We start from the raw sequence: 23,382 nt of genomic DNA on the forward strand, positions 1-23,382 counted from the left end.
CGGCCGCCGCGGCCGCGCCGCTGGTCAGCGAAGGCGACCGCGCCCACAACGCCGACCTCGCGCGCCAGCAGTTCGGCGTCACCGGTGTCGGCGTCAAGGCGTGCGCCCTGTCCGACGGTGTCGACTCCCTGGCCGCTTCGCAGGCCAAGGGCGAACTCCCGCCGGACGTCGACGTCATCGCCGGCCAGGAGGGCGACGGCGACGAGGGCACCGCGATGCTCGAGATCATCCACGACCTCGCGCCCCGCGCCGCGCTCGGCTTCGCCTCGGCGTTCAACTCCGACGCCAGCTTCGCGGACAACATCCGCAAGCTGCGCTTCGAGTCGCACTGCGACGTCATCGTCGACGACGTCATCTACTTCAAGGAATCGCCGTTCCAGGACTGGATCATCGCCCAGGCCGTGAACGACGTGACCGCCGACGGCGCGCTGTACTTCTCGTCCGCGGGCAACGAAGGCAACGTCGCCAGCGGCACCGCCGCGCACTGGGAAGGCGACTTCGTCGACTCCGGCAAGTCGGTCGGCAAGTTCGCCGGCACCGCGCACAACTTCGCCGGCGCGGCGGGCAACCAGATCTACGAGCCGATCTCGAACGCGTCCTCGGCCAACGTGCCGGTGACGCTGCACTGGTCGGACCCGCTCGGCGCGTCCGCGAACGACTACGACCTCTACCTGCTCAACTCCGCGGGCGCGGTCGTCAGCTTCAGCCAGGACGTCCAGACCGGCACGCAGGACCCGTACGAGCGCGTCACGACGCCGGCCTTCGGCGGGACCGGGCTGCGCCTGGCCATCGTGAAGTTCTCCGGCCAGAACCGCTACCTGTCGCTGTCCGCGCTGCGCGGCCGGTTCTCCGACTCGGCCGACGGGCTCAAGGCCTACAACACCCCGGGCGTCACGGTCGGCCACTCGGCCGCGCGGGACGCCTTCAGCGTCGCGGCCGCCCCGGCGGCCAAGGCGTTCGGCCGGGCCCTCGAACCGGGCGACCCGGCCAACCCGGCGGGCCCGTACCCGGGCGCGTTCAGCGGTGCCACCAAGGCCGAGCGGTTCACCTCCGACGGTCCGCGCCGGGTGTTCTACGAGGCCAACGGCACGCCGATCACCCCGGGCAACGTGTCCTCGACCGGTGGTGAGGTCCGGAACAAGCCGGAGATCACCGCGGCCGACGGCGTCACCACCAGCGTGACCGGGTTCAACCCGTTCTTCGGCACCTCGGCCGCCGCCCCGCACGCGGCCGCCATCGCCGCGCTCGTGCTGTCCGGCAACCCCGGCCTGCCGCCCGCGGAGGTGCGCGAAGCGCTGATCAACACCGCGATCGACATCGAAACCCCGGGCCGCGACAACTTCACCGGGGCCGGCGTCATCCTCGCGGACAAGGTGCTGGCCTACACCGGCGCCAGCCCGCAGCCGCTCGCGGTGGCCAAGCAGCCGACGGTCACCCCGGCCGACGGCGGCTCGGCGCTCGACCCGGGCGACACCGCCAAGGTGACGCTGCCGGTGACCAACGACGGTGACGGCACCGCGGTGTCGACCAGCGTCGTGCTCACCAGCCCGACCCCGGGCGTCACGGTGGCGCCGCGGTCCAAGTCCTACGGCACCATCAGCCCGGGACAGACCGGCGTCAACGACTTCACCATCACCGTCCCGGCGAGCCAGCAGCTCGGCGTGCCGGTGGTGCTGAACGCCCGCGTCACCTTCGCGGGGGCGCACTCGCCGACGACGACGTCGTTCTCGCTCCCGGTCGGCACCCCGTCGCCGGTCGCGCAGGACTTCGCCTACACCGGCGAGCCGGTGGCCATCCCGGACAACAGCCCGGTCGGCGCGTCGGTGACCATCCCGGTCACCGGGGTCGGCCGCGCGTCCAAGGTGACGTTCTCGGTGGACGGCACCACGTGCAGCACCGACCCGACCTCGACGACAGTGGGTCTGAACCACTCGTACGTCGGTGACCTGGTCGGCACGCTGACGTCGCCCTCCGGGGCGAAGGCCACGGTGTTCCAGCGCAACGGCAGCTCGGGCAAGAACCTGTGCAAGGTCGTCTTCGCCGACAACGCGGCGGCCGCGTTCAGCACGGTGACCTCGGCCAACGCGCCGTTCACCGGCACCTGGCGGCCGACGCAGGCCCTGACCGGCAACCTCGCCGGCGCGGCGGTCGACGGCACGTGGACGTTCGGTGTGGTCGACGCGGCCGGCGGCGACGCCGGTTCGATCCGCTCGGTCGCCCTGCACATCAACGGGTTCGTGCAGCCCGCGGCGGCCGGCGCGCCGTCGAACGTGCGGGCCGTGACCAACAACGGGCCGGTCCACCCGCTGTAACGCACGATCACCGGTACGGGGCCGTCGCGGCGACGCGGCGGCCCCGTACCCTTTTCCCGTGAAGGCACAGTTCTCGTGAAGCCACGGGAAGTCGCGGGCGGCGGGCGCGCGGTCGAAGTGCCGCCCGAACGCCTGGCAGGCTTCTTCGCCCGGTTCGCCGAGCGGCACGGCGGGATCACGGCGACCTCGGGCACCGGGGACGAGGTCCGGGTGACCGCGGCCGACGGCACCTCCGCGACCGCCACCGTCCCGTTCGGGCCACTCGGAGAACCGTCCGTGGCCGGGCTCGTCGCCCACGCGCTGGTGCCGCGGCGCATCGCGCTCGTGGTGGTGCGGCGCGGCGGCCACAGCGTCGGCATCGCGCGGGACGGCCGGATCGAGGTCTCGCGCACCGACCGCCACCTCGTGCAGGGCCGCTCCGCCGCGGGCGGGTGGTCGCAGCAGCGCTTCGCCCGGCGTCGGGCGGGCCAGGCGCGCCACGCGCTCCAGGACGCGGCCAAGGACGTCTTCGAAGTGCTCGTGCCCCGGCTGTCCGAAGTGGATGCCGTGGTGCTCGGCGGTGACCGGCGCGCGCTCGGCGAGCTGCGCGAAGACCACCGGCTGGCGCCGCTGTTCGCCCGTGCGGAACCCCGCGTGCTGGACGTCGGCGAACCGAGCCGGGCCGTGCTCGAGGAGGCCGCCGTCCGAGCGCTGTCCGTGCAGGTCACGCTGCGCGACGGGTGAGTCCGCACACGTCCGGAAAATCCACTGGCCGCCGGCCCGTACACTGGTCTCCGTGGATATCCAGCTGGAGTGACGCCGCGGCCCGTGCGGCCGCCTGACGCTGTCCTCCGTACGCCCCCTTTCCACGGGAGTTTCCCTTGATCACGGCCACCGGCCTCGAGCTGCGCGCGGGTTCGCGCATCCTGCTCAACGGCGTCACCCTCCGCATCCAGCCCGGCGACCGCATCGGTCTCGTCGGCCGCAACGGTGCGGGCAAGACCACCTCGCTGAAGGTCCTCGCCGGCGAAGGCGAGCCGCACGCGGGCGACGTCCGCCGCACCGGCGAGCTCGGCTACCTGCCGCAGGACCCGCGTGAAGGCGATCTGTCGGTCACGGCGAAGGACCGCGTGCTCTCCGCGCGTGGTCTGGACAAGCTGATGCGCGACATGGAGAAGGCGCAGGCCTCGATGGCCGAGCTCGTCGACGACGCCGCCCGCGACAAGGCCATCAACCGCTACGCCCGGCTCGAGGAGCGCTTCGCCTCCCTCGGCGGGTACGCCGCGGAGAGCGAAGCCGCGCGGATCTGCTCCAACCTGGGCCTCGCCGACCGCGTCCTCGCGCAGACACTGGGAACGCTCTCCGGTGGCCAGCGCCGTCGCGTCGAGCTGGCGCGGATCCTGTTCGCCGCGGCCGAAGCCGGCGCCGGCGGCAAGTCCGAGACGATCCTGCTGCTCGACGAGCCGACCAACCACCTGGACGCCGACTCCATCAACTGGCTGCGCGGCTTCCTCAAGCAGCACGACGGCGGCCTGGTCGTGATCAGCCACGACGTCGAGCTGCTGGCCGACGTGGTCAACAAGGTCTGGTTCCTCGACGCCACCCGCGGCGAGCTGGACCTGTACAACATGGGCTGGCAGCGCTACCTCGACGCCCGCGCCACCGACGAGAAGCGCCGCCGCCGCGAGCGCGCCAACGCCGAGAAGAAGGCGTCGGCGCTGCAGCAGCAGGCCGCGAAGCTCGGGGCGAAGGCGACGAAGGCCGTGGCGGCCAAGAACATGGCGCGCCGCGCGGAGCAGATGCTCTCCTCGCTCGAGGACACCCGCCACGCCGACAAGGTCGCCCGGATCAAGTTCCCGGAGCCCGCGCCCTGCGGCCGCACCCCGCTCACCGCGGAGGGGCTCTCGAAGTCCTACGGCTCACTGGAAATCTTCACCGGCGTCGATCTCGCCATCGACCGCGGTTCGAAGGTTGTCGTACTCGGGCTGAACGGCGCGGGAAAGACGACTTTGCTCCGGCTGCTCGGCGGAATGGAAACCCCGGACACCGGATCCGTCGTTCCGGGTCACGGATTGCGTTTGGGCTATTACGCACAGGAACACGAAACTCTTGATCATGATGCGTCGGTGTGGGAAAACATCCGACATCTCGCTCCGGACACCGGAGCGCAGGAGTTGCGGAACCTGCTCGGCTCGTTCCTCTTCACCGGCGAACAACTCGACCAGCCGGCCGGCACGCTTTCCGGTGGTGAGAAGACCCGGCTCGCGCTGGCGGGCCTGGTCTCCAGTGCTGCCAACGTGTTGCTGCTCGACGAGCCCACGAACAACCTCGATCCGGCCAGCCGGGCCCAGGTCCTGGACGCCTTGCGCAGCTTCGCCGGTGCCGTCGTCCTGGTGACGCACGACCCGGGCGCGGTCGAGGCGCTGGAGCCCGAGCGGGTCATCCTGCTGCCCGACGGAACCGAGGATCACTGGTCGGCGGACTACCTCGAACTTGTCCAGCTTGCGTGACGGTGCGTCCATTCGGGTGCAAGATCACTCGCCGTAGAGCACTGGAATGGCCCAATGTGATCGCAATTTCGGCTGTTTCGCGTCTGTCGTCTGGCATTCCGGCGCTCAGTGTTCGATCATTGCCCCGGCAGGGGCCGATATGTGGCCCAGAACACTCTCGGCGGGAAGGCGATCGACGTGGCTGATCTCAAGAAAGGCGCGCGGATCACCGGCAACACGCGCGACAAGCTGGCCGCTGACCTGAAGAAGAAATACGAGAAGGGCTCGAGCATCCGGGCGCTGGCGGAGTCGACGGGGCGGTCCTACGGGTTCGTCCACCGGGTGCTGTCGGAGTCGGGCGTCCAGCTGCGGGGGCGCGGCGGGGCCACCAGGGTCAAGAAGAAGTAGTCGCGGACTGCTGCGCGGGGGGCGCAGTGGGAACTTCGGCCACGCGGAACGCCAGGTGGGCCCCGAGCAGGACCAGCGGGTACACCAGGTAGCCGTACCGGGTGGCCGGGGTGAGCAGGATCAACGCGCCGAGTCCGACGGCGATGCGCAGCAGTGCGGCGGAGCCGTTCGCGGGGGGCCGGCGCACCAGCCAGAGCACCATCGCCACGGCCGCGGCGCCGACGAGCACGAAGGCCGCCACCTGTCCGAAGGGGCCGGTCTCGGCGATCAGGTGGCCCGGCAGCGGGCTGGCCGCGGGCGAGCGCACGACGCCCATGCCGAGCGGGAACCGGAAGACGTGCTCGACGAACGCCGCCGGATCCACCAGGTACACCGGCAGGTGGAGGGCGACCGTCGTCGCCACCAGCGCCGCTGCGAACCGGGCCAGCGCGGCCCAGTCGAGGCCTTTCTCGCCGGCCACCGAGCCGCGGCGCACCAGCACGAGCACCGCCAGCACCGCGGCGGCGGGCGCGACGATGAGCTTCGCGCTGACGACCAGGGCCAGCACCAGGCCCGACCAGGCGACCCGCCCGGTGGCCGCGAGCGCGCAGCTGAGCACCAGCAGGCCCACGATGGCCAGGTCCGGGCCGGCCACGGCCCAGGTGAGCGCGGTGAGCGGGCAGGCCAGCGCGAGCTGCGCGGCGCCGACCGGCACCCGGGGCCACTTCAGCAGCTTCAGCGTGCCCAGCACGCACGCGCAGGCGGCCAGGGCGAACATCCACCGGGCGTCGGTGAGCGCGTTCGTCAGCGGCGTACCGCCGAACAGCGCCCGCGGCAGGCCGAAGACCGCCATCACCGGCCCGTAGGGCGTGTAATCGTTTACCACGGCCGCCCGGCCGAGCGCCGTGACGTCGACGTACGGGGTTCCGTGGTGCAGCAGCAGATCCGCGGACCGCTCGATCACCCAGACTTCGGGCTGGGCGGCCCACGAGAACGGCGTGATCAGCCAGTCCACCCCGGTCAGGCGGCGAATCACGAGGAGTGCCAACGGGAGGATCATCGCCAACAGCGCGACCGCGGTGATGCCGCACCAGCGTGAGCCGGATACGCCACGCGGCGTACGGCCCCTGCGTGCGGACAGCAGCAGGTAGCCGCTGTGCGCCGCGCCGAGGCCGTACGCCACCGTCGCGAAATTGCCCCAGACGCGGTAGCCGTAGAACTCGGACACGAGGGCGGTCGGCAGCGCGAAAGCCAGGCAGGCCAGGTAGAACCCCAGGTCCCAGCGCAGGGGCGCGGCCTCTCCGGTGCGCGACGGGGCCGTGAAGAGCCGGGCCGCGCGCCGCCATGCGGGCGCCTGGCCCACCTCCGTTTCCACGTCGCCAGGCTACCGAGGGCCCGGCGCCCGGTTCAGCCGACGTCTCGCAGGCGGGGAAGCAGCTTCGCGGCCGCCTCGGACGCCGCGACGACGTCGTCGCGGCCGGCGGGCATCAGCACCAGTTCGGTGAAGCCGGCGTCGACGTAGCTCTGGGTGAGGCGAACCGCGCTGTCCGCATCGGACGGCAGGCGGAACTGCACCGCCCGGCGGATCGACGCCGGCTCCCGGCCGGCCGCCGCGCAGTGCTCGTCGAGGACGCGCGAAAGCCGTTGTAGCTCGGGGATTTCCGTCCCGGGCAGGGCCGCGTTGAGCCAGACGTCGGCGTGCTCGGCGACGACCCGCAAACCACGCTTTTCGCCGCTGCTGCCCAGCCACAGCGGAGGTTTCGGCCGTTGCAGCGGCTTCGGGTCGCTGATCGCGCCGGTGAGCGTGTAATGGCGGCCGCGGAAGGTGGTTTCCGGCCGTGTCCACAGCAGACTGAGGATTTCGCAGGTCTCGGCCAGCCGTTCGACGCGTTCGACCGGTGGCGGTGTCGGCGTGCCCATCATCGCGTCGGTCAGCGCGTCGCCGCCCGCGCCGAGGCCGACGTCGAGCCGGCCGCCGGAAAGGTGGTCGACGGTCGCGGCGATCTTGGCGAACGTGCCCGGGTGGCGGTGGGTGTTGCCGGACACCAGGCAGCCGATCCGCACCCGGTTCGTCGCTTCGGCCATCGCGGCCAGCAGGCTCCAGCCGTCGAAGACGTCGCCGGTGCGGTCGGGGCCCATCGGCGCCAGGTGGTCGAACACCCAGCAGCCGTCGAAGCCGGCGTCGTCGGCGATCGCCCAGATCTCGCGGAGCGCGGCGATGCCGAGGTGCTGCTGGGGTGGCTTGAGTCCGATGGTGGTCATGAGGAGCTCCTGATAGTCAGTATGACGAATCATCAGTGAAACTGACGATCAGCGTAGGTGTAGAGTCTGCGCATGTCCAGCGCGCCCCTCGCCGTCACCCAGCGGCTCGGCTACCTGCTCAAGCACGCCCAGCTGCGGCTCGCCGAGCTGGCCGAGCCGCTGTACGCGCCGCTCGGCGTCACCGGGCGGCAGCTCGCGTTGCTCGCCCTCTTCGGCGACGGGCCGGCGCGGTCGCAGCAGGACGGCGCGGCCCGGCTGGGGGTGGACCGGACGACGATGGTCGCGCTGGTGGACGAACTGGAGGCCAAGGGCCTGGTCCGGCGCGAGGTCGCGCCGGGGGACCGGCGCAAGCGCCTCGTGCTGCTGACGCCCGAGGGGGAGCGGGTGCGCGAGGCGGGCGCGGAACGCACGCGGCAGGCGGAGGCGCTCCTGCTGGAGCCGCTCTCCGCCGAGGACGCCGAGCGGCTGCGCGCCGCGCTGCACCAAGTTGTTCGCGTCGAGTGAACGACTTCGGGAAGTAAACGGACAACGGGGGCGTTGTCCAGGTCATATCCGGCGAAAACCTCGGCTAATGTAGAGGTTTTGAGACACTGGGGGTTTCCCGTGGACAACATGTGGGGGCTGTGGAGCTCGGCGATGCGAGCCGACGACGCCCCGAAGGCGCTCACCCGCGGCACGCTGAAACGCGTGGCGCGCTTCGCCCGGCCGCATTGGCGGCGGCTGCTGGCTTTCCTCGTGCTCACCGTCGTCTCGGCGGTGCTCGCCGTGTCGACACCCGTGCTGGCGGGCAAGGTGGTCGACGCGATCGTCGGCGGCCACGACGTCACGCTGGTCATCTGGCTCGCCGTCGTGATCGCCGCGCTGGCGATCGCGGACGCCGGGTTCGGCCTGATCGAGCGGTGGCAGTCCGCGCGCATCGGCGAGGGCATCATCTACGACCTGCGGCGCGCGGTCTTCGAGCACGTCCAGCGCATGCCGATCGCCTTCTTCACGCGCACCCGCACCGGCGCGCTCGTCTCGCGGCTCAACAACGACGTCATCGGCGCGCAGCGGACGTTCACCGCGACGCTGTCCGGGCTGGTCACCAACGTCATCCAGCTGGCGCTGTCGCTGGCCGTCATGCTGACGCTGTCCTGGCAGGTCACGGTGCTCGCGCTGGTGCTGCTGCCGATCTTCGTCATCCCCGCGCGCCGGCTCGGCCGCCGGATGGCCGGCCTGCAGCGGGAAGCCGCGAACCTCAACGCCGGGATGACCACCCAGATGACCGAGCGGTTCTCGGCGCCGGGCGCGACGCTGGTGAAGCTGTTCGGCCGTCCGGTGCAGGAGGCCGACGACTTCGGGCTGCGGGCCGGGCGCGTGCGCGACATCGGCGTCCGGACGGCGATGCTGACGCGCTGGTTCATGACCAGCCTGACCCTGGTTTCGGCGCTGGCGCAAGCGCTCGTCTACGGCCTCGGCGGGTACCTGGCGCTGACCGGCAAGCTGGCGCCGGGCACGGTCGTGGCGCTGGCGCTGCTGCTGACCCGGCTCTACGCGCCGCTGACCGCGCTGGCCAACGTCCGCGTCGACGTCATGACGGCGCTGGTGTCGTTCGAGCGGGTCTTCGAGGTCCTGGACCTCAAGCCGATGATCGAGGAGAAGCCCTCGGCGCGGGCGCTTTCACCCTCGGGCGGCGTCTCGGTCGAGTTCGCGGGAGTCCGGTTCGGGTACCCGGCGGCGGACCGGTACTCGCTGGCTTCGCTGGAGGACGTCACGACGCTCGACCACCGCGGCGGGGAAGAGGTGCTGCACGGGATCTCGTTCCGGGCCGAGCCGGGGCAGATGGTGGCGCTGGTCGGGTCTTCGGGGGCGGGGAAGTCGACGATCGCGTCGCTGCTGCCGCGGCTGTACGACGTCGATTCCGGTTCGGTTCGGCTGTCCGATGTGGACGTCCGGGACCTGACTTTCGCTTCGCTGCGGGAAACCGTCGGCGTCGTGACCCAGGACGGGCACCTCTTCCACGACACCATCCGCGCCAACCTGGCGTACGCGCGCCCCGGCGTCACCGACGAGGAGATCTGGGAGGCGCTGGAGCGGGCCCGGCTCGGTGACCTGGTGCATTCGCTGCCCGACGGCCTCGAAACGACGGTCGGCGAGCGCGGCTACCGCCTCTCCGGCGGCGAGCGACAGCGGCTGACGATCGCGCGTCTCCTACTGGCCCAGCCCAAGGTCGTCATCCTCGACGAGGCGACCGCCCACCTGGACTCCGAGTCCGAGGCGGCGGTCGGCGAGGCCCTGACCCACGCCCTGGCCGGCCGCACGGCCCTGGTCATCGCCCACCGCCTCTCCACGGTCCGCGCGGCCGACCAGATCCTGGTCCTCGAACACGGCGAGATCGTCGAGCGCGGAACCCACGACGAACTCCTCGCCGCCAACGGCCGCTACGCCACCCTCCACGCAACCCAGTTCGCCGACGAGGAACCCGCCGTCGCGTGATCGAAGAGTCAGCACGCGTGATTGGAGAGTCAACTCGCGTGATTGAAGGGTCGACACGGTGTCAGCGCCGTGTCGACCCTCCAATCACGCGTGTCGACCTCTGAATCACGCGTGTCGACCTTCCAAACACGCGTAGAGGGACTGGACCAGGGCCATTTTGCGGGGGTCGTCGCGGATGAGGGGGCCGAGCTGGTTGAGGGTGTAGCCGAAGGCGATGCCGTTTTCGGGGTCGGCGGCGCCGGTGGAGCCGCCGAGGCCGTCGTGGCCGAAGGCCGTGGGGTTGGGGCCGAAGCCGCGGGCGTCGCTGCCGAGGTAGAAGCCCAGGCCCCACTCGTTGGGGAGGCCGAGGACCGCGTCGATCTCCTTGCCCTGGCTCTCCCGGGCCCGCGCCAGTGCCGCGGGGGACAGGAGGGTGCCGTCGGCGATCGCCGCGTAGATCGTCGCGATCGCGCGGGCCGTGCCGTGGCCGTTCAACGCCGGCATGACGGCGTGGCGCCACGCCGGCTCGTTGGCGTCGTGGCCCTGCAGGCGCGGGTTCATCAGCGCGGCCTGGGCCACCGGGCCGGCGGCGGCGAACGCCGTGGCCAGCGCGTTCGCCATCTCCTCGGTCATCACCGGGTCCACCAGCGTCGCGCAGCGGTCGAGGTCGGCGTCCGGGGCGAGGCCGATCGAGAAATCCGCGCCCAGCGGCCGGGCGACCTGCTCGGCGAAGAACTCGCGGATGCCCTGCCCGGCGACCCGCTGCACGACCTCGCCGACGAGCCAGCCGTAGGCCAGCGCGTGGTAGCCACCCGCGGACCCGGGCTCGCACAACGGTTCCTGGGCCGCGTACAGCGACGTCATCAGCTCCCAGTCGTACAGCTCCTCGATCGCCACCGGCCGGCCCAGGCCGATCCCGGGCACGCCGGAGCGGTGCGAAAGCAGCCACCGCACCGGGATCCCCGCCTTCCCGGCCGCGGCGAACTCCGGCCAGTACTTCGCGACCGGCGCGTCGACGTCGAGCTCGCCCGCGTCCGCCAGCCTGTGCGCGCAGAGCGCGGTCATGCCCTTGGTCGTCGACCAGACGTTGGCCAGGGTGTCCGGCTGCCACGGCCGGGCGCGGTCGGGACCGGACCACCCGCCCCACAGGTCCACCACGACTTCGCCGTGCCGGACGGCGGTGAAGGCGGCCCCCAGCTCGCCGCGGGAGCGGAAGTTCTCCTCGAAGGCCTCGCGCACCGGTTCGAAACCGGGCGCGCACTCGCCGTGCACCGTCGCCGTGGCGCTGTCCATCGGACCTCCTCCGGAAGCGACCGGTCCACACCGACCAGTCGGTATGTCGACGCTAAGACGGCCGGGCACATCCGTCAAGACGTGCCCGGCCGGTGCTTTCCGACGAACTACCGCAGCCGGGGGACGAGTTCACCGTACTTCGCCAGCAGCCCGGCGTTCGCCTCGTCGCCACCCTCCACATTGGAGCTCCGCCACAGCGGGACGTCGAGGCCCTCGGCCGTTCCGCGGTCGTAGACCTGGGCCAGCACCAGGTTCCACAGGAACGCGTTGACCACAGTGGACAGTGGCGCGGTGCGCGGGGCGTCCGGCGGGTAGCTCGCGTCACCGGGGACGACCAGCGAGTCCAGTACGACCGTGCCCTGCTCGGCCAGCGTGCTCGACGACCGCCGCGGCGCCGCGGCCACGCACGCCCGCGACGTCACCGCGATCACCGCCGCCCCCCGCTTGCGCGCCTCGATGCACAGCTCCACGGGGTAGGGGTTGACGCCGGACGTCGAGAACACCACCAGCACGTCGTCCGGCCCCGGCGGGCGCTCGGCCAGCACCTCCGCGGCCAGGCCGCTGCGCCGCTCGGTCCGGGTGCTGGACACCGCGCCGTGCAGCGGGAGCAGGTCCGGGTGGTAGAGCGGGTAGACGCAGGCCAGTCCACCGGCCCGGTAGAACGTCTCGGCCACCGCGGCCAGCGAGTGCCCGGCGCCCGCGGTGTAGACCAGTGCGTCGGCCCGGATCACCCCCAGCACCAGGTCCGCCGCGGCCCGCACCGCTTCGGCGTTGGCCCGCTCGACGTCCGCCAGCTGCTCGGCGACGCTGCCCGTGATGTCCGTGGCGCTCACCACACCCACCCTTCCGTCGGGGATCGGGCGCCGAATCTACCGTGCGGACCACTTCGCACGGTGGAATAGCCGGGCAGGGGACCGAGGTTGACCCGGAGACCGGGGGAATCAGGAGGACGCGGGTGGGCGAGGTGGATCCGGCGGTGTCCGTGTGGCCGGCGCGGGGGAAGACCCGGGCGGTCGTGCTCGTGCTGCACGGCGGCGCGGAGCGGGGCACGGGCAAGGTGCCGCCCTGGAAACTGGCCTACGTCAGGATGGTGCCCATCGCGCGCGCCCTCCACCGGGCCGGCCGTAGGGACGGCGTCGAAGTGCGGCTGCTGCGCAACCGCCGCTACGGCTGGAACGCGCCCGCCGAAGACCCGATCGACGACGCCCGCTGGGCCCTCGCGCGCATCCACGCCGACCACCCGGGCCTGCCGGTCGTGCTGATCGGTCACTCGATGGGGGCACGGGTGGCACTGCGCGTGGCCGACGACCCGGCGGTGCGCGGGGTCTGCGCGCTGGCGCCGTGGACGCCGCGGGGCGAGCCGGTCGAGGCCGTCGCCGGGCGGTCGGTGCTGATCGTGCACGGCACCCGCGACCGGATGACGAGCCCGGCGGAGTCCCACGCCTTCGCCGAACGGGCCGCGGGCGTCGCCGCGCGCGTCGCCCGGTTCGAGATGGCCAACGAGGGCCACGCGATGCTGCGCCGCGCCCGGGTCTGGACCCGGCTGACGGTGGCGTTCACCCTGGACCTGCTGGCCGGCGACGACGGCGGGACCCTCCGCGGGGCGTGGGCCGCCACCGGCCCGCAGCGGCTGCGGATACCGGTGTGAAAGTGCCCCGAACAGGGCATTTGCGAAACGCGCCGCGGGGGTGCGGCGACTACGATCGATCACCGGCGAACCTGGCCGGCCGGAGGGAGTACCCGTGACCACTTCGAGCGCTGACCGGGCGTCGGCCCGGGACCTCCCGGACGGGACCCGGTGGCCGGGCCTGGCCACCCCACCGCACTCCGCGCTGCGCGCGCGGATCGCCACCGCGCTGTTCCACCGCGCGGTCCGCCCGCTCGACGTCCGGGTGATCTTCCCGGACGGCTCCGTGGTCGGCGCCGGCGGCCCGGAATCACCCGAAATGCGGATCCTGGCGCCCGAGGCCTTCTTCCACCGCCTCGGCGTCGACGCCAAGATCGGCTTCGGCGAGTCCTACATGGCCGGTGACTGGACCGCGTCCGACCTGGCCGAGGTGCTGACGCCGTTCGCCGAGCGGATGGCCACGCTCGTCCCGCCGGCGCTGCAGAAGTTCCGCCGGCTCGCCGAGCGGACGCAGCCGCCGTCCGAGGAGAACACCCTCGAAGGCGCGCGGGCGAACATCCACCGGCACTACGACCTGTCCAACGACCTGTTCGGCGCCTTCCTCGACCGGTCGATGACGTACTCCTCCGCGCTGTTCGCGCCGAGCGACGACGATCTCACCGCCGCGCAACACCGCAAGATCGACAGCGTGCTCGACTACGCCGGTGTCCGCGAAGGCAGCGAAGTCCTCGAAATCGGGACCGGATGGGGTGAACTCGCCATCCGCGCCGCGGCCCGCGGCGCGCACGTGACGTCACTGACCATTTCGGAGGAGCAGCGCGCGCTGGCCACCGAACGCATCGCGGCGGCCGGGTTCTCCGACCGCGTCGAAGTGAAGCTGTGCGACTACCGCGAGTCGAGCGGCCGGTACGACGCCGTCGTCAGCGTCGAGATGATCGAGGCGGTCGGCGCGTCCTACTGGCCGGAGTTCTACCGGGTGATCGACGAGCGGCTGCGCCCGGGCGGGCGGTTCGGCCTGCAGGCCATCACCATGGACCACGACCGGATGCTGGCGGCGTCCCGGGCCTACGGCTGGGTCCACAAGTACATCTTCCCGGGTGGCCTGATCCCGTCGGTGCGCTCGATCGAGGAGGGCGTCAAGGCGAACACCCGGCTCAAGCTGGCCGGGATGCGCGAGTTCGGCCAGGACTACGCGCGCACGCTACGGTGGTGGCGCGAACGGTTCCTGCACCGCTGGGCCGACATCGCCGGGTTCGGGTTCGACGACGTCTTCCGCCGGATGTGGGAGTTCTACCTGGCCTATTCCGAGGCCGGGTTCCGCTCCGGGTACCTCAAGGTCCACCAGTTCGGCTACGAGGCTACCGGCCGGTAACCGCAACCCGACCCCGGTGCCGGGCGTCCTCCTTCCGAGGACGTGCGGTGTACTGACGACGACAGTTTGTCCGGATCGGGATTGGGTGATGGTGATGACGTACCGTGGCGACGACGGCGGGCGCCGGATGCCGCCGCCCCGGCCGCCGGGCGGCCGTTCCCGGGACCACCAGCGCGCGCAGATGATGCCGCTGCCCGGGCGGGGCCGCAGCCCGTACGACGAGCGCACCCGCCCGATGGGCACCCGCGAGCCCGAGTACGCCCCGCCGCCGCCCCCGCGGCAGGACCCGCCGCGCCGTCCGGCCGAGGACGGCTACCCGCCGTCCCGGCCGCCGCGCCGGCGCCGCTGGAGCTTCGGCAAGGTCCTGGGCGCCCTGGTGCTGGTGTTCGTCGTCTTCCTCGCCGGCGTCTGGGTCTACCTCGAGTTCTCGATCAAGCGCGTCGACGCGCTGGCCGACTACTCCGGCCGCCCGGTGGCCGCGTCCGGCACCAACTGGCTGATCGTCGGCTCGGACAGCCGCGAAGGCCTCACCGCGGAGGACGAGGAGCGGCTCGCCACGGGCGACGTCGCCGCGGCGGGCGGCGGCCAGCGCACCGACACGATCATGGTCGCGCACCTGCCGGACAACAGCACCAAGCCGACGCTGCTGTCGCTGCCGCGCGACTCGCAGGTCTCGATCCCCGGGCACGGCAAGAACAAGATCAACGCGGCGTTCTCGCTCGGCGGCCCGAAGCTGCTGGCGCAGACCGTCGAAGGCGCGACCGGCCTGCACATCGACCACTACGCGGAAATCGGCTTCGGCGGGTTCGCGAACATCGTCGACGCGATCGGCGGCGTCGACATGTGCATCGACCAGGACATGCACGACACCTTCACCAACATCGACATCAAGGCGGGCTGCCAGACGCTCGACGGCCGGTCGGCGCTGGGCTTCGTCCGGATGCGGCACAGCGCCGCGACCCCGCGTTCGGACCTCGACCGCGTCGCCAACCAGCGCAAGTTCATCGGCGCGCTGGTCAGCCAGATCGCCAGCCCGGGAACGCTGCTGAACCCGTTCGACTTCTTCCCGCTGCTGTCCTCGGCGCCGGACGCGCTGACCATGGACTCGGGCGACCACGTGCACAACCTGGCCGGCCTGGCGATCGCGATGCGCGGGATCTCCTCCGGTGGCGTGGTGACGACGACGGTGCCGGTGACCAGCGGGTCGGCGGAGAACTGGGACAAGGCCAAGTCGAAGCAGCTGTTCGACGCGCTGAAGAACGACACCGAGGTGCCCGACAGCATCATCGTGAATTGATTCGCGGTGGGGGTCCCGGCCGGGGCACCATGAGCTGCATGGAAACCCCGGCCGAGACCTACCGCGACGGTGACCTGACGCTGACCCGCTGGCACCCGGGCGACCGGGCGACGCTGACCGCGGTCGTCAGCGGCTCACTGGCGCACCTGCGCCCGTTCCTGATCTGGGTCGCCGGCGGGTACACCGACGACGACTCGGCGGAGTTCCTCCGGCTGACCGCGAAACGCTGGGAGGGCGGCGAAGCGTACGAATACGCTGTGCGGCTCGGCGCCGGCCTGGTCGGCGGCATCGGCGTGATGACCCGCGACGGCGGCGTCGAGATCGGCTACTGGCTCGCGGCCGGGTTCGTCGGCCGCGGCTTGGTGACCCGGGCCGTCACGCTGCTGACGGCGGAGGCGTTCCGCCTCGGCGCCGGGTACGTCGAGATCAAGCACGACGAGCGGAACGTCCGAAGTGGAGCCGTGCCCGCGCGGCTGGGGTTCACCGAGGTGCGCACGGAACCGGCGGAGAAGCCGCTGGCGCCGTCGTGCACGGGCACCAACCACGTGTGGCGGCTCGTTCCGCGCTAGGAGACCTTGTTCCGCTCCCGCAGCACCTTGAGCGCCTCGTCGGCGTGGACGGTGAAGTTCAGCTCGCTCTTGATCTTCGCGATGATCTTCCGGTCCTCGCCGATGACGAAGGTGGCGCGCTTGGTGTGCAGCGGCACGAGTTTCCGCCACACGCCGAACTGCTTCGCGACCTGGCCCTCCACATCGGACAGAAGCGGGTAGTCGAAGCTGTTCGCCGCGGCGAAGGCACGCTGCTTGGTGATGGCGTCCGGGCTGATGCCGACGCGGTGCGCGCCGACCGCTTCGAACTCGGCCGCGAGGTCGCGGAAGTGGCAGCTCTCGGCGGTGCAGCCGCCGGTCATCGCGGCCGGGTAGAAGAACAGGACCACGGGCCCGGTGGCGAGGAAGTCCGAGAGCGTGCGCTCCTGACCCCGGTCATCGGGCAGCGTGAAGTCGGGGGCGAGGTCTCCGGCGTCCATGGACGTCCTTTCTCGTCGGCGGCAGAACCCATCCTGCCGGGTCTTCGGAGCAGGCTCGCCACCGGCTTGGTCCGGGCGCTACTTCCGCGGGTGCCGGGCGATCAGCTCGTCGACCTCGTCGCCCGTCGCCGAGTCCGCCACGAACGGGCCGCGGGCCGCGACCACCCCCAGCTGGCGCAGCCGGGCCGCCTGCTCGTGCGTGCGGACCCCTTCCGCCCCCACCTTCAAGCGCAGCTCACGGGCCCGGGTGATCAGCTGGGTCAGGTGGCGCAGGTCGGACTCCGCCGGCTCGTCCGTGTCCAGCGCGTCGACCACCGGGCCCGACAGGATCACGTGCCGGACCGGGAGGTGGTGCTGCGGGATCAGCTCCAGGTCCGCCGATCCCGAGATCGTCAGCACCAGCTGCGCGCCGAGGTCGGCCAGGACCGTCAGCGAATCCAGGACTTCGCCGCGCGGGTCGAGCATCGAGTCGCGGTCGGTGCACAGGCGCAGTGCCCGTGCCGGGAGCTCGTGTTTGTCCAGCTGCTCCTTGACCAGCAGGACCAGGTCCGGGTCGATCGCCAGCCGGGCCGGCAGGCGGACGCAGACGTCCGGGGCCGCGTCGCCCAGGTGCGTTCGCCAGCGGGCCGTCGCCGCCAGGGACTCGGCGAGGAGCCAGCGGCCCAGCGGCACCGTCATGCCCGTGGTCTGGGCCAGCGGGTAGAACTCCTCGGAGCCGAGCTCGCCCTTCTCCGGGTGGTTCCACCGCAGCCCGGCGTTGACGGCGGCGAGCTCGTCCGGCCGGGCCAGCTTCACCGTCGGCTGGTAGACCAGCGAGAACTCGCCGTTCTCCAGCGCGCCGGCGATCACCGCGCCCAGCTGGTAGCGGCCGCGGTCGCGGGCGTCCAGCTCGGGGTCGAACAGCATCCACTGCGCCTTGCCGGCCTCCTTGGCGCGGTGCAGCGCGATTTCCGCCGCCCGCAGCAGTTCCGCGGCGCCGCCCTCGACGGCCGCGCGCACGACGATGCCCGCGCTCGCGCTGACGCCGATGCCGTGCCCGCCGAGGTAGATCGGCTCGTTGAGGTCCTCCAGGGCGCGCTCGACCAGCCCGATGACCTCGGTCGCCGCCAGTTCGCCCCGCAGCAGCACCGCGAAGCCGTCGCCGGAGAGCCGGGCGACGAACCCGTCGTGGTGGCCGGTGAACACCGCCGACAGCTTGTTCGCGACCCCGCGCAGCACCTGGTCGCCGACCCCGGCGCCGAGGCCGTCGTTGATCACCTTGAAGCCGTCGACATCGAGGTAGACCAGCGCGATGTCGTCGCGCGCACCGGCGCCGAGCGCGGCCTCCAGCTTGGTGGTGAACGACGAGGCGTTGGGCAGCCCGGTCAGCGGGTCGTGCACGTTCTGGTGCAGCAGCCGCTCCTGCAGCAGGTGCAGCTCGTTCGCGTCCGAGACCATCAGCACCGGGTAGATCGAGCCGGGCCGGTCACCGGGCAGCCGGGCGAGCGTGACGTCGGTCCAGAGCTGCCCGTCCTCGGTGTGGTCGAGCAGCATCCGCTCCTGGTAGCGGTCGCGCCCCGCGCGCACCTGCTCCAAGCCGGCCGTGAGCCGGGAGACGTCGTGCTCGGTCGAGCCGAGGCCGGTGAGGTGCCGGCCCCGCAACCGGTCCGGCGAGCAGCCCAGCAGCTGGCCGAGGGCGAGGTTCGCCTCCACGATGTGGCCGTCGGGGTCGGCCAGCGCGATCCCCATCGGCGACGCGGCGTACAGCGCGCTGAACCGCAGCAGGGCGCCGTCGTGCTGCGAGCCGGCTTGGCCGACCGCGTCGTGCGCGACCTCCAGCAGCAGAGCTTCGAGCTCCTCCGGGGGAAGCGTTACTCCTTTGGTGTCGGCCAACGTCGCCGCCCACCGCCGCGCCACGTCCAGTAGCCCTGACGCGGCACCGGGTTCAGGCACACTCCACCTCTTCACGCACAGGTATGGCCAGGTCAGACACGGTGTCGGGGATCATGAAGCCACACCAGGCAGCCTTCGCCCACGATCGATGCCACGCCATCATGTGCGTCACGGGGTGTCTACCGGCTGAACGAGTGAACGAATCTCCACAAACGGTAACGTTTCGTTACCTACTGTATGCGGTGGTGGACGCTCGCGCGGTCAGCGGCGCGTCAGGTGGACCGGCAAGCCGTCCGCGGGCACCGGCAGCGAGACGTAGTCCCAGCGCGCGGTGTAACTCTCCGGAACCGACCAGCGGTAGGCCCGCAGCAGTTCGTGCATCAGCAACTTCACCTCGAGACTCCCGAAGTGGAGCCCGATGCACTTGTGCGCGCCGCCGCCGAACGGCATCCACGCCATCCGGTGCGACTTGTCCTCGCGCCGCGGTTCGGCGAAGCGCTCCGGGTCGAACGCGAAGGGGTTCGTCCAGCACTCGGGCGTGAAGTGGTTGATGGTCGGCGAGACGCCGACGAGCGTGCCCGCCGGGATGTAGTGGCCGAGCACGTCGGTGTCCTTGACGGTCTGGCGGGTCAGCGACGGCACCGGGGCCACCAGCCGCAGCGCCTCCTTCATCACCAGGTCGAGGGTTTCGAGCTTTTCAACGGCGTCGATGTCGAGGACGTCGTCGCCGAGGGCCAGGGACTCCGCGCGGGCGCGTTCCTGCCACTCCGGGTGCTTGGCCAGGTAGTAGGCCATGGCGCTGCTGGTGATGGTCGTCGTGTCGTGCGCGGCCATCATCAGGAAGATCATGTGGTTGACGATGTCGGTGTCGGAGAACCGGTCGCCGTCCTCGGTGGTGGCCTGGCAGAGCGCGGCGAACAGGTCGTCGCCGCCCGAACGCCGTTTGCCGGGCAGGGTTTCGCCGAAGTAGCGCTCGAGGACCCGGCGTCCGTGCAACCCGGCCGACCAGCGCCCGCCCGGCACCGGGAAGCGCACGAACGAGGTGCCGGCCCGCACGCAGCTGACGAACGCGCGGTTGATCCGGGCGGCGTCGTCGCCGCTGCGCATGCCCATGAACACGCGGGTCGCGACGTCGAGGGTCAGCTGCTTGAGCGCCCAGTACAGCCGCGGTCGCTCGCTCGAGCCCCAGCTCGCGACGCCTTCGCGCAGGGCGGGCCCCATTTCGCCGACGTAGCCGGTCAGCCGCGGGCGCGTGAAGGCCTCCTGCATGATCCGGCGGTGCAGGTGGTGCTCGCCGAAGTCCATCAGCATCAGGCCGCGCTCGAAGAACTTCTCGATGAAGAACTTCCAGCCCTCCTGGGAGAAGGCCTTGTCCTTGTTGACGAGCGCGATCTGCGTGGCCTCGGGCCCGGACAGCGCGACGATCCGGCGGCCGAACCCGCCGGTCCACGACACCGGGCCGTAGAGCTCGTGGCGGCGCAGGCCGAACGCGGGGCCGAACCGCATCATCTCGAGCATGTGCCCGACCACGGGCGGCCCCTCGTCGCCGAGCACCGGCTTGAGGCCGCTGCCCGCGGGCGGGGTCGCGAGTTCCTTGACCGGCCAGCGCGACCGCAGCCAGCGTTCGTCGACCTTCTGCGGCAGGGGGAGCGCGGTCAGGGGCGGCACCCGTTCGCGCAGTGCTTCGGCGGCTCGGCTCACGGTGCCCGGCAAAGTGACCATCTCCTGCGTCGAGATCGGCTATCCCTCCACGATGCACCCTTGTTGACGGTCTGACAACACCTCGGGTGCCCTCTTTTCGGGTGGTCCGTGCCGGTGCTTGCGGAAGTCACTCGGGTTGGTGCCCCGGACCCGTTTGAACGCGGCGCTGAACGCGAAGGCGTCGGCGTACCCGACGCTGCGGGCCACTTCCGAGACGGTGGCGGTGCTCCGCTCCAGCAGCAGGTCGGCGGCGAGCGCCATCCGGCGGCGGGTGAGGTAGGTCAGCGGCGGTTCGCCGACGAGCTCGGCGAACCGCTTGGCCAGGGTGGAGCGCGACACCCCGGCGCGTGCGGCCAGCGCGCCGACCGTCCACGGCGCCGCGGGTTCGTCGTGCAGCAGCCGCAGCGCGGGGCCGGCCACCGGATCGCGCCGGGCGGTCCACCACGCCGGGGGTTCGCCGCCGGGCCGGTCGAACCACGCGCGCAGCGTGCAGACGAGCATCCAGTCGAGCAGCCGGTCGAGCACGACCTGCTGCCCGGGCGTGTCGGCGGCCACCTCGGCGGCGAGGTGGTCCAGGACGGCGTCCCCGGTACCCCCGCCGCCGACCCGCAGGACGGGCGGCAGGGCGTCCAGCAGCGGACGGCTGACCTCGCCGCCGGCCGGGTAGGCGCCGACGATCAGCGTGGTGGGGCCGTCGCCGTCGTCGCGCCAGCCGCGCCGGTGCCGCGTCCCGCCCAGCTCGGGGGCGGCGCAGTACTCGCCGCACGCGACGGGCTCGGCGCCGGTGCCGAGCTCGTCGACGAAGGTGAAGGTGCCCGGACCGCGCACGACGACGGTGTCGTAGGCGTGCAGCGGTTCGGGCTCGCCGTGCTCGGGGACGATCCAGCCGCCGCCGGAGAGCGCGGTGCACAGGGTCAGCGGTGCGCCGTCGACGAAGTGCAGCGAAAACGGCGGGGTCAGGGCCGAGCTGCCGAACAGGGAGCCGTGGGCCCGCACACCGCGGAAGAGGTCGTCCACCGTTCCGAGGTTAGACGAATGGACAGGGATTCCGGCGCTTTACCCATGGGATCGTCCGCGCCCGGCCGGTTCAATGGGGACATGACCGCATTGACTTCCGACGACCTCGAGTTCCTCCGCCGTCCCCTGCACGGGTTCCTGACCGTGGCGGGCGGCCAGCCCCGCCCGGTGTGGTTCGAGGCGGCCGGCGACGGCACGATCCAGCTGTTCTCGGAGCCGGACGCACCCAAGGTGCGGCGCGTGCGCCGGGACCCGCGCGCGTCGATCGTGGTGGCGGCCCCGGTGGGCGAGCGCGAGCGCTGGGTGGCGGTCGAGGGCCGCGTTTCGGTGGAACCCGACGGGGCGCACGAGCTGGCGCAGCGCCTGGCGGCGCGGTACTGGGACCTCGACGACCCGGACCGCGCGGCCGACGCGAAGGCGATCCGGGACACCGAGCAGATCCGGCTCGTCCTGCACCCGGAAACCGTGCGGCGCTACGCGTTCTGACGTCCGGCGTGGCCGAGCTTCCCCTCCGGGACCGGGCCGGCAATGTGCTGCTCGCCGTACGCCGTGTCGCCGAAAGCGAGCTGCCGCGCCTGGTACCGCTGCCCGCCGCGCTCGTCGTGGTCGTCCACGACGGCGCCGTCCTGATGATGTTCGACCAGCGCCGCAGGCAGTGGGAACTGCCCGGCGGGATGCGCGAAGCCGGGGAAACCGCCCGCGCGGCCGCGGTGCGCGAACTGGCCGAGGAGACCGGCATCCACGGCGTCGCGCTGACCTTCGCCGCGGTGGCCGAGTTCGACCTGGCCGATCCCCGGCGCCGGGAGTTCCTCGCCGTCTACCGGGCCGAGCTCGCCACGGCGCCCCGGCTCGTCCTGAGCGGGGAAGGACTCGGCTTCCGGTGGTGGGCACCGGGTGCGGCCGTGGATCCGGACCTGAGCCCGCTCGACGCGGAACTGGCCGTGCGGGCGACGACGTGAACCGGCCCCGCCCCGGCGGACCAGGGCGGGGCCGGCTTCACCGGGGACTCAGTCCCAGTCGAGGGCGCCGCCCGACTGGTACTCGATCACGCGGGTCTCGAAGAAGTTCTTCTCCTTCTTCAGGTCCATCGCCTCGGACATCCACGGGAACGGGTTCTCGGTCTCGCCGAAGATCGGCTGGAGGCCGATCTGCTGCGCGCGGCGGTCGGTGATGAAGTGCATGTACTGCTCGCACAGCTGCGCCGACAGGCCGAGCATGCCGCGCGGCATCGTGTCGCGGGCGTACTTGACCTCCAGCTCGCACGCCTCCTGCAGCATCCCGCGCACCTCGGCCTGGAACTCTTCGGTCCACAGGTGCGGGTTCTCGATCTTGATCTGGTTGATGCAGTCGATGCCGAAGTTCAGGTGGATCGACTCGTCGCGCAGGATGTACTGGTACTGCTCGGCGATGCCGACCATCTTGTTCCGGCGGCCCAGCGACAGGATCTGCGCGAAGCCGGTGTAGAACCACATGCCCTCGAAGATCACGTAGAACGCGACGAGGTCGCGCAGGAACGCCTGGTCGGCCTCCGGCGTGCCGGTCTCGAAGTCCGGGTTCTCCAGGTTCTGCGTGTACTTCAGCGCCCACGCGTCCTTGTCCGAAATGGACGGGACTTCGCGGTACATGTTGAACAGCTCGCCCTCGACCAGGCCGAGGCTTTCGCAGATGTACTGGAAGGTGTGCGTGTGCACGGCTTCCTCGAACGCCTGGCGCAGCAGGTACTGGCGGCACTCGGGGTTGGTGATCTGCCGGTACACCGCGAGCACGATGTTGTTGGCCACCAAGGACTCCGCGGTCGCGAAGAAGCCGAGGTTGCGCTTGAGCATCTGCCGCTCGTCCTCGGTGAGGCCGTCCGGCGACTTCCACAGCGCGATGTCGGCCTGCATGGCGACCTCGGTCGGCATCCAGTGGTTGTTGCAGCCGGCCAGGTACTTCTCCCACGCCCACTTGTACTTCATGGGCAGCAGTTGGTTGACGTCGGCGCGCGCGTTGATCATGCGCTTGTCGTCGACGTTGATCCGGGCGGCGCCGACCTCGATCTCCCCGAGGCCGGTCGCGTCCGTCGTTTCCACGTTGGTCATCTGTGCAGGGATTCCTTTACTGGCAGGCTTCGCAGTCGGGGTCGTCGATGCGGCAGGCGGCGCCTTCGGTGGCGACGAAGTCGACGTCCGGCTCGGGCTTCGGCGAGCTGACCGGGATCTCCGGCTCGGCGAACATCGAGATGGACGCCGAGCAGAACCACACCTTCACGCTCACCTACGAGCTGTAGCCGACGCGAAGGCCGTTTCGAGAG

At 71.6% G+C, this 23,382-nt stretch carries 22 protein-coding genes; 13 read left to right on the forward strand and 9 right to left on the reverse strand.

Annotated elements, in window-relative coordinates:
* From CCN39_RS30745 to CCN39_RS30760, 4 genes are all read left to right on the forward strand, one after another.
* The coding region (locus tag CCN39_RS30745; RefSeq protein ID WP_143264214.1) for a S8 family serine peptidase at positions 1–2,312 on the forward strand (2,312 nt) is incomplete at its 5' end.
* Between the two features lie 75 nt (positions 2,313–2,387).
* Positions 2,388–3,035, forward strand: a complete 648-nt coding sequence (locus CCN39_RS30750) for an acVLRF1 family peptidyl-tRNA hydrolase (protein WP_086847876.1) — start codon at positions 2,388–2,390, stop codon at positions 3,033–3,035.
* Positions 3,036–3,172: 137 nt separating this feature from the next.
* Positions 3,173–4,801 carry an ABC-F family ATP-binding cassette domain-containing protein gene (locus tag CCN39_RS30755; protein WP_086847878.1) on the forward strand — a complete coding sequence of 543 codons (1,629 nt, stop codon included), beginning with the start codon at positions 3,173–3,175 and terminating at the stop codon, positions 4,799–4,801.
* A gap of 177 nt (positions 4,802–4,978) precedes the next feature.
* Complete coding sequence (locus tag CCN39_RS30760; protein ID WP_003071237.1) at positions 4,979–5,188, forward strand: helix-turn-helix domain-containing protein; 210 nt, start codon at positions 4,979–4,981, stop codon at positions 5,186–5,188.
* On the opposite strand, the gene CCN39_RS30765 is transcribed toward CCN39_RS30760, so the two are convergent.
* Positions 5,175–6,542 (reverse strand): glycosyltransferase 87 family protein, encoded by a 1,368-nt coding sequence (locus CCN39_RS30765; protein ID WP_086847880.1) that lies wholly within the window; start codon positions 6,540–6,542, stop codon positions 5,175–5,177. The two genes, CCN39_RS30760 and CCN39_RS30765, sit on opposite strands and share 14 nt — an antisense overlap.
* 32 nt (positions 6,543–6,574) lie before the next feature.
* On the reverse strand, positions 6,575–7,429 hold the full coding sequence (locus CCN39_RS30770) for an LLM class flavin-dependent oxidoreductase (protein WP_086847881.1): 855 nt from the start codon (positions 7,427–7,429) through the stop codon (positions 6,575–6,577).
* A 72-nt stretch (positions 7,430–7,501) separates the two neighbouring features.
* Here CCN39_RS30770 and CCN39_RS30775 point away from each other — a divergent pair, with 72 nt between their 5' ends.
* Both CCN39_RS30775 and CCN39_RS30780 read left to right on the forward strand, forming a co-directional pair.
* Positions 7,502–7,933 carry a MarR family winged helix-turn-helix transcriptional regulator gene (locus CCN39_RS30775; RefSeq protein ID WP_086847883.1) on the forward strand — a complete coding sequence of 144 codons (432 nt, stop codon included), beginning with the start codon at positions 7,502–7,504 and terminating at the stop codon, positions 7,931–7,933.
* Between the two features lie 99 nt (positions 7,934–8,032).
* Positions 8,033–9,904 carry an ABC transporter ATP-binding protein gene (locus CCN39_RS30780; protein ID WP_086847885.1) on the forward strand — a complete coding sequence of 624 codons (1,872 nt, stop codon included), beginning with the start codon at positions 8,033–8,035 and terminating at the stop codon, positions 9,902–9,904.
* Positions 9,905–10,009: 105 nt separating this feature from the next.
* Here the strand turns inward: CCN39_RS30780 and CCN39_RS30785 are convergent, their stop codons facing one another.
* Positions 10,010–11,176 (reverse strand): serine hydrolase domain-containing protein, encoded by a 1,167-nt coding sequence (locus tag CCN39_RS30785; RefSeq protein WP_086847887.1) that lies wholly within the window; start codon positions 11,174–11,176, stop codon positions 10,010–10,012.
* A 107-nt stretch (positions 11,177–11,283) separates the two neighbouring features.
* Positions 11,284–12,012, reverse strand: a complete 729-nt coding sequence (locus CCN39_RS30790) for an SIS domain-containing protein (RefSeq protein ID WP_167455227.1) — start codon at positions 12,010–12,012, stop codon at positions 11,284–11,286.
* A 119-nt stretch (positions 12,013–12,131) separates the two neighbouring features.
* On the opposite strand from CCN39_RS30790, the gene CCN39_RS30795 reads away from it, so the two are divergent.
* The 4 genes from CCN39_RS30795 to CCN39_RS30810 all read left to right on the forward strand — a co-directional run bounded on the left by CCN39_RS30795 (position 12,132) and on the right by CCN39_RS30810 (position 16,041).
* Positions 12,132–12,824: an alpha/beta hydrolase gene (locus tag CCN39_RS30795; protein WP_086847891.1), complete on the forward strand. Its 693-nt coding sequence runs from the start codon at positions 12,132–12,134 to the stop codon at positions 12,822–12,824.
* A gap of 94 nt (positions 12,825–12,918) precedes the next feature.
* On the forward strand, positions 12,919–14,175 hold the full coding sequence (locus CCN39_RS30800; protein ID WP_086847893.1) for an SAM-dependent methyltransferase: 1,257 nt from the start codon (positions 12,919–12,921) through the stop codon (positions 14,173–14,175).
* An 88-nt stretch (positions 14,176–14,263) separates the two neighbouring features.
* Positions 14,264–15,472, forward strand: coding sequence for an LCP family protein (locus CCN39_RS30805; RefSeq protein WP_086847895.1), 1,209 nt, complete (start codon positions 14,264–14,266; stop codon positions 15,470–15,472).
* A 38-nt stretch (positions 15,473–15,510) separates the two neighbouring features.
* Positions 15,511–16,041: a GNAT family N-acetyltransferase gene (locus CCN39_RS30810; RefSeq protein ID WP_143264215.1), complete on the forward strand. Its 531-nt coding sequence runs from the start codon at positions 15,511–15,513 to the stop codon at positions 16,039–16,041.
* Here CCN39_RS30810 and CCN39_RS30815 read toward each other — a convergent pair.
* The 4 genes from CCN39_RS30815 to CCN39_RS30830 all read right to left on the reverse strand — a co-directional run bounded on the left by CCN39_RS30815 (position 16,038) and on the right by CCN39_RS30830 (position 21,089).
* Positions 16,038–16,499 carry a peroxiredoxin gene (locus tag CCN39_RS30815; protein ID WP_086847897.1) on the reverse strand — a complete coding sequence of 154 codons (462 nt, stop codon included), beginning with the start codon at positions 16,497–16,499 and terminating at the stop codon, positions 16,038–16,040. The two genes, CCN39_RS30810 and CCN39_RS30815, sit on opposite strands and share 4 nt — an antisense overlap.
* A 78-nt stretch (positions 16,500–16,577) precedes the next feature.
* Positions 16,578–18,395 carry an EAL domain-containing protein gene (locus CCN39_RS30820; RefSeq protein WP_086847899.1) on the reverse strand — a complete coding sequence of 606 codons (1,818 nt, stop codon included), beginning with the start codon at positions 18,393–18,395 and terminating at the stop codon, positions 16,578–16,580.
* A gap of 237 nt (positions 18,396–18,632) precedes the next feature.
* On the reverse strand, positions 18,633–20,093 hold the full coding sequence (locus tag CCN39_RS30825; protein ID WP_086847901.1) for a cytochrome P450: 1,461 nt from the start codon (positions 20,091–20,093) through the stop codon (positions 18,633–18,635).
* Positions 20,094–20,111: 18 nt separating this feature from the next.
* Complete coding sequence (locus CCN39_RS30830) at positions 20,112–21,089, reverse strand: AraC family transcriptional regulator (protein ID WP_086847903.1); 978 nt, start codon at positions 21,087–21,089, stop codon at positions 20,112–20,114.
* Between the two features lie 81 nt (positions 21,090–21,170).
* Between CCN39_RS30830 and CCN39_RS30835 the strand changes: the two genes are divergently transcribed.
* Both CCN39_RS30835 and CCN39_RS30840 read left to right on the forward strand, forming a co-directional pair.
* Positions 21,171–21,575, forward strand: coding sequence for a pyridoxamine 5'-phosphate oxidase family protein (locus CCN39_RS30835; protein WP_086847905.1), 405 nt, complete (start codon positions 21,171–21,173; stop codon positions 21,573–21,575).
* 8 nt (positions 21,576–21,583) lie between these two features.
* Positions 21,584–22,048, forward strand: a complete 465-nt coding sequence (locus tag CCN39_RS30840) for an NUDIX hydrolase (protein WP_086847907.1) — start codon at positions 21,584–21,586, stop codon at positions 22,046–22,048.
* 48 nt (positions 22,049–22,096) lie between these two features.
* Here the strand turns inward: CCN39_RS30840 and CCN39_RS30845 are convergent, their stop codons facing one another.
* Positions 22,097–23,170 (reverse strand): ribonucleotide-diphosphate reductase subunit beta, encoded by a 1,074-nt coding sequence (locus CCN39_RS30845; protein WP_086847910.1) that lies wholly within the window; start codon positions 23,168–23,170, stop codon positions 22,097–22,099.
* A gap of 68 nt (positions 23,171–23,238) precedes the next feature.
* Here CCN39_RS30845 and CCN39_RS30850 point away from each other — a divergent pair, with 68 nt between their 5' ends.
* On the forward strand, positions 23,239–23,358 hold the full coding sequence (locus CCN39_RS30850) for a DUF3224 domain-containing protein (RefSeq protein ID WP_434781133.1): 120 nt from the start codon (positions 23,239–23,241) through the stop codon (positions 23,356–23,358).
* Positions 23,359–23,382: the final 24 nt, after the last annotated feature.

Origin of the sequence: Amycolatopsis kentuckyensis, from assembly GCF_002155975.1 — a bacterium.
Lineage (GTDB): Bacteria > Actinomycetota > Actinomycetes > Mycobacteriales > Pseudonocardiaceae > Amycolatopsis > Amycolatopsis kentuckyensis.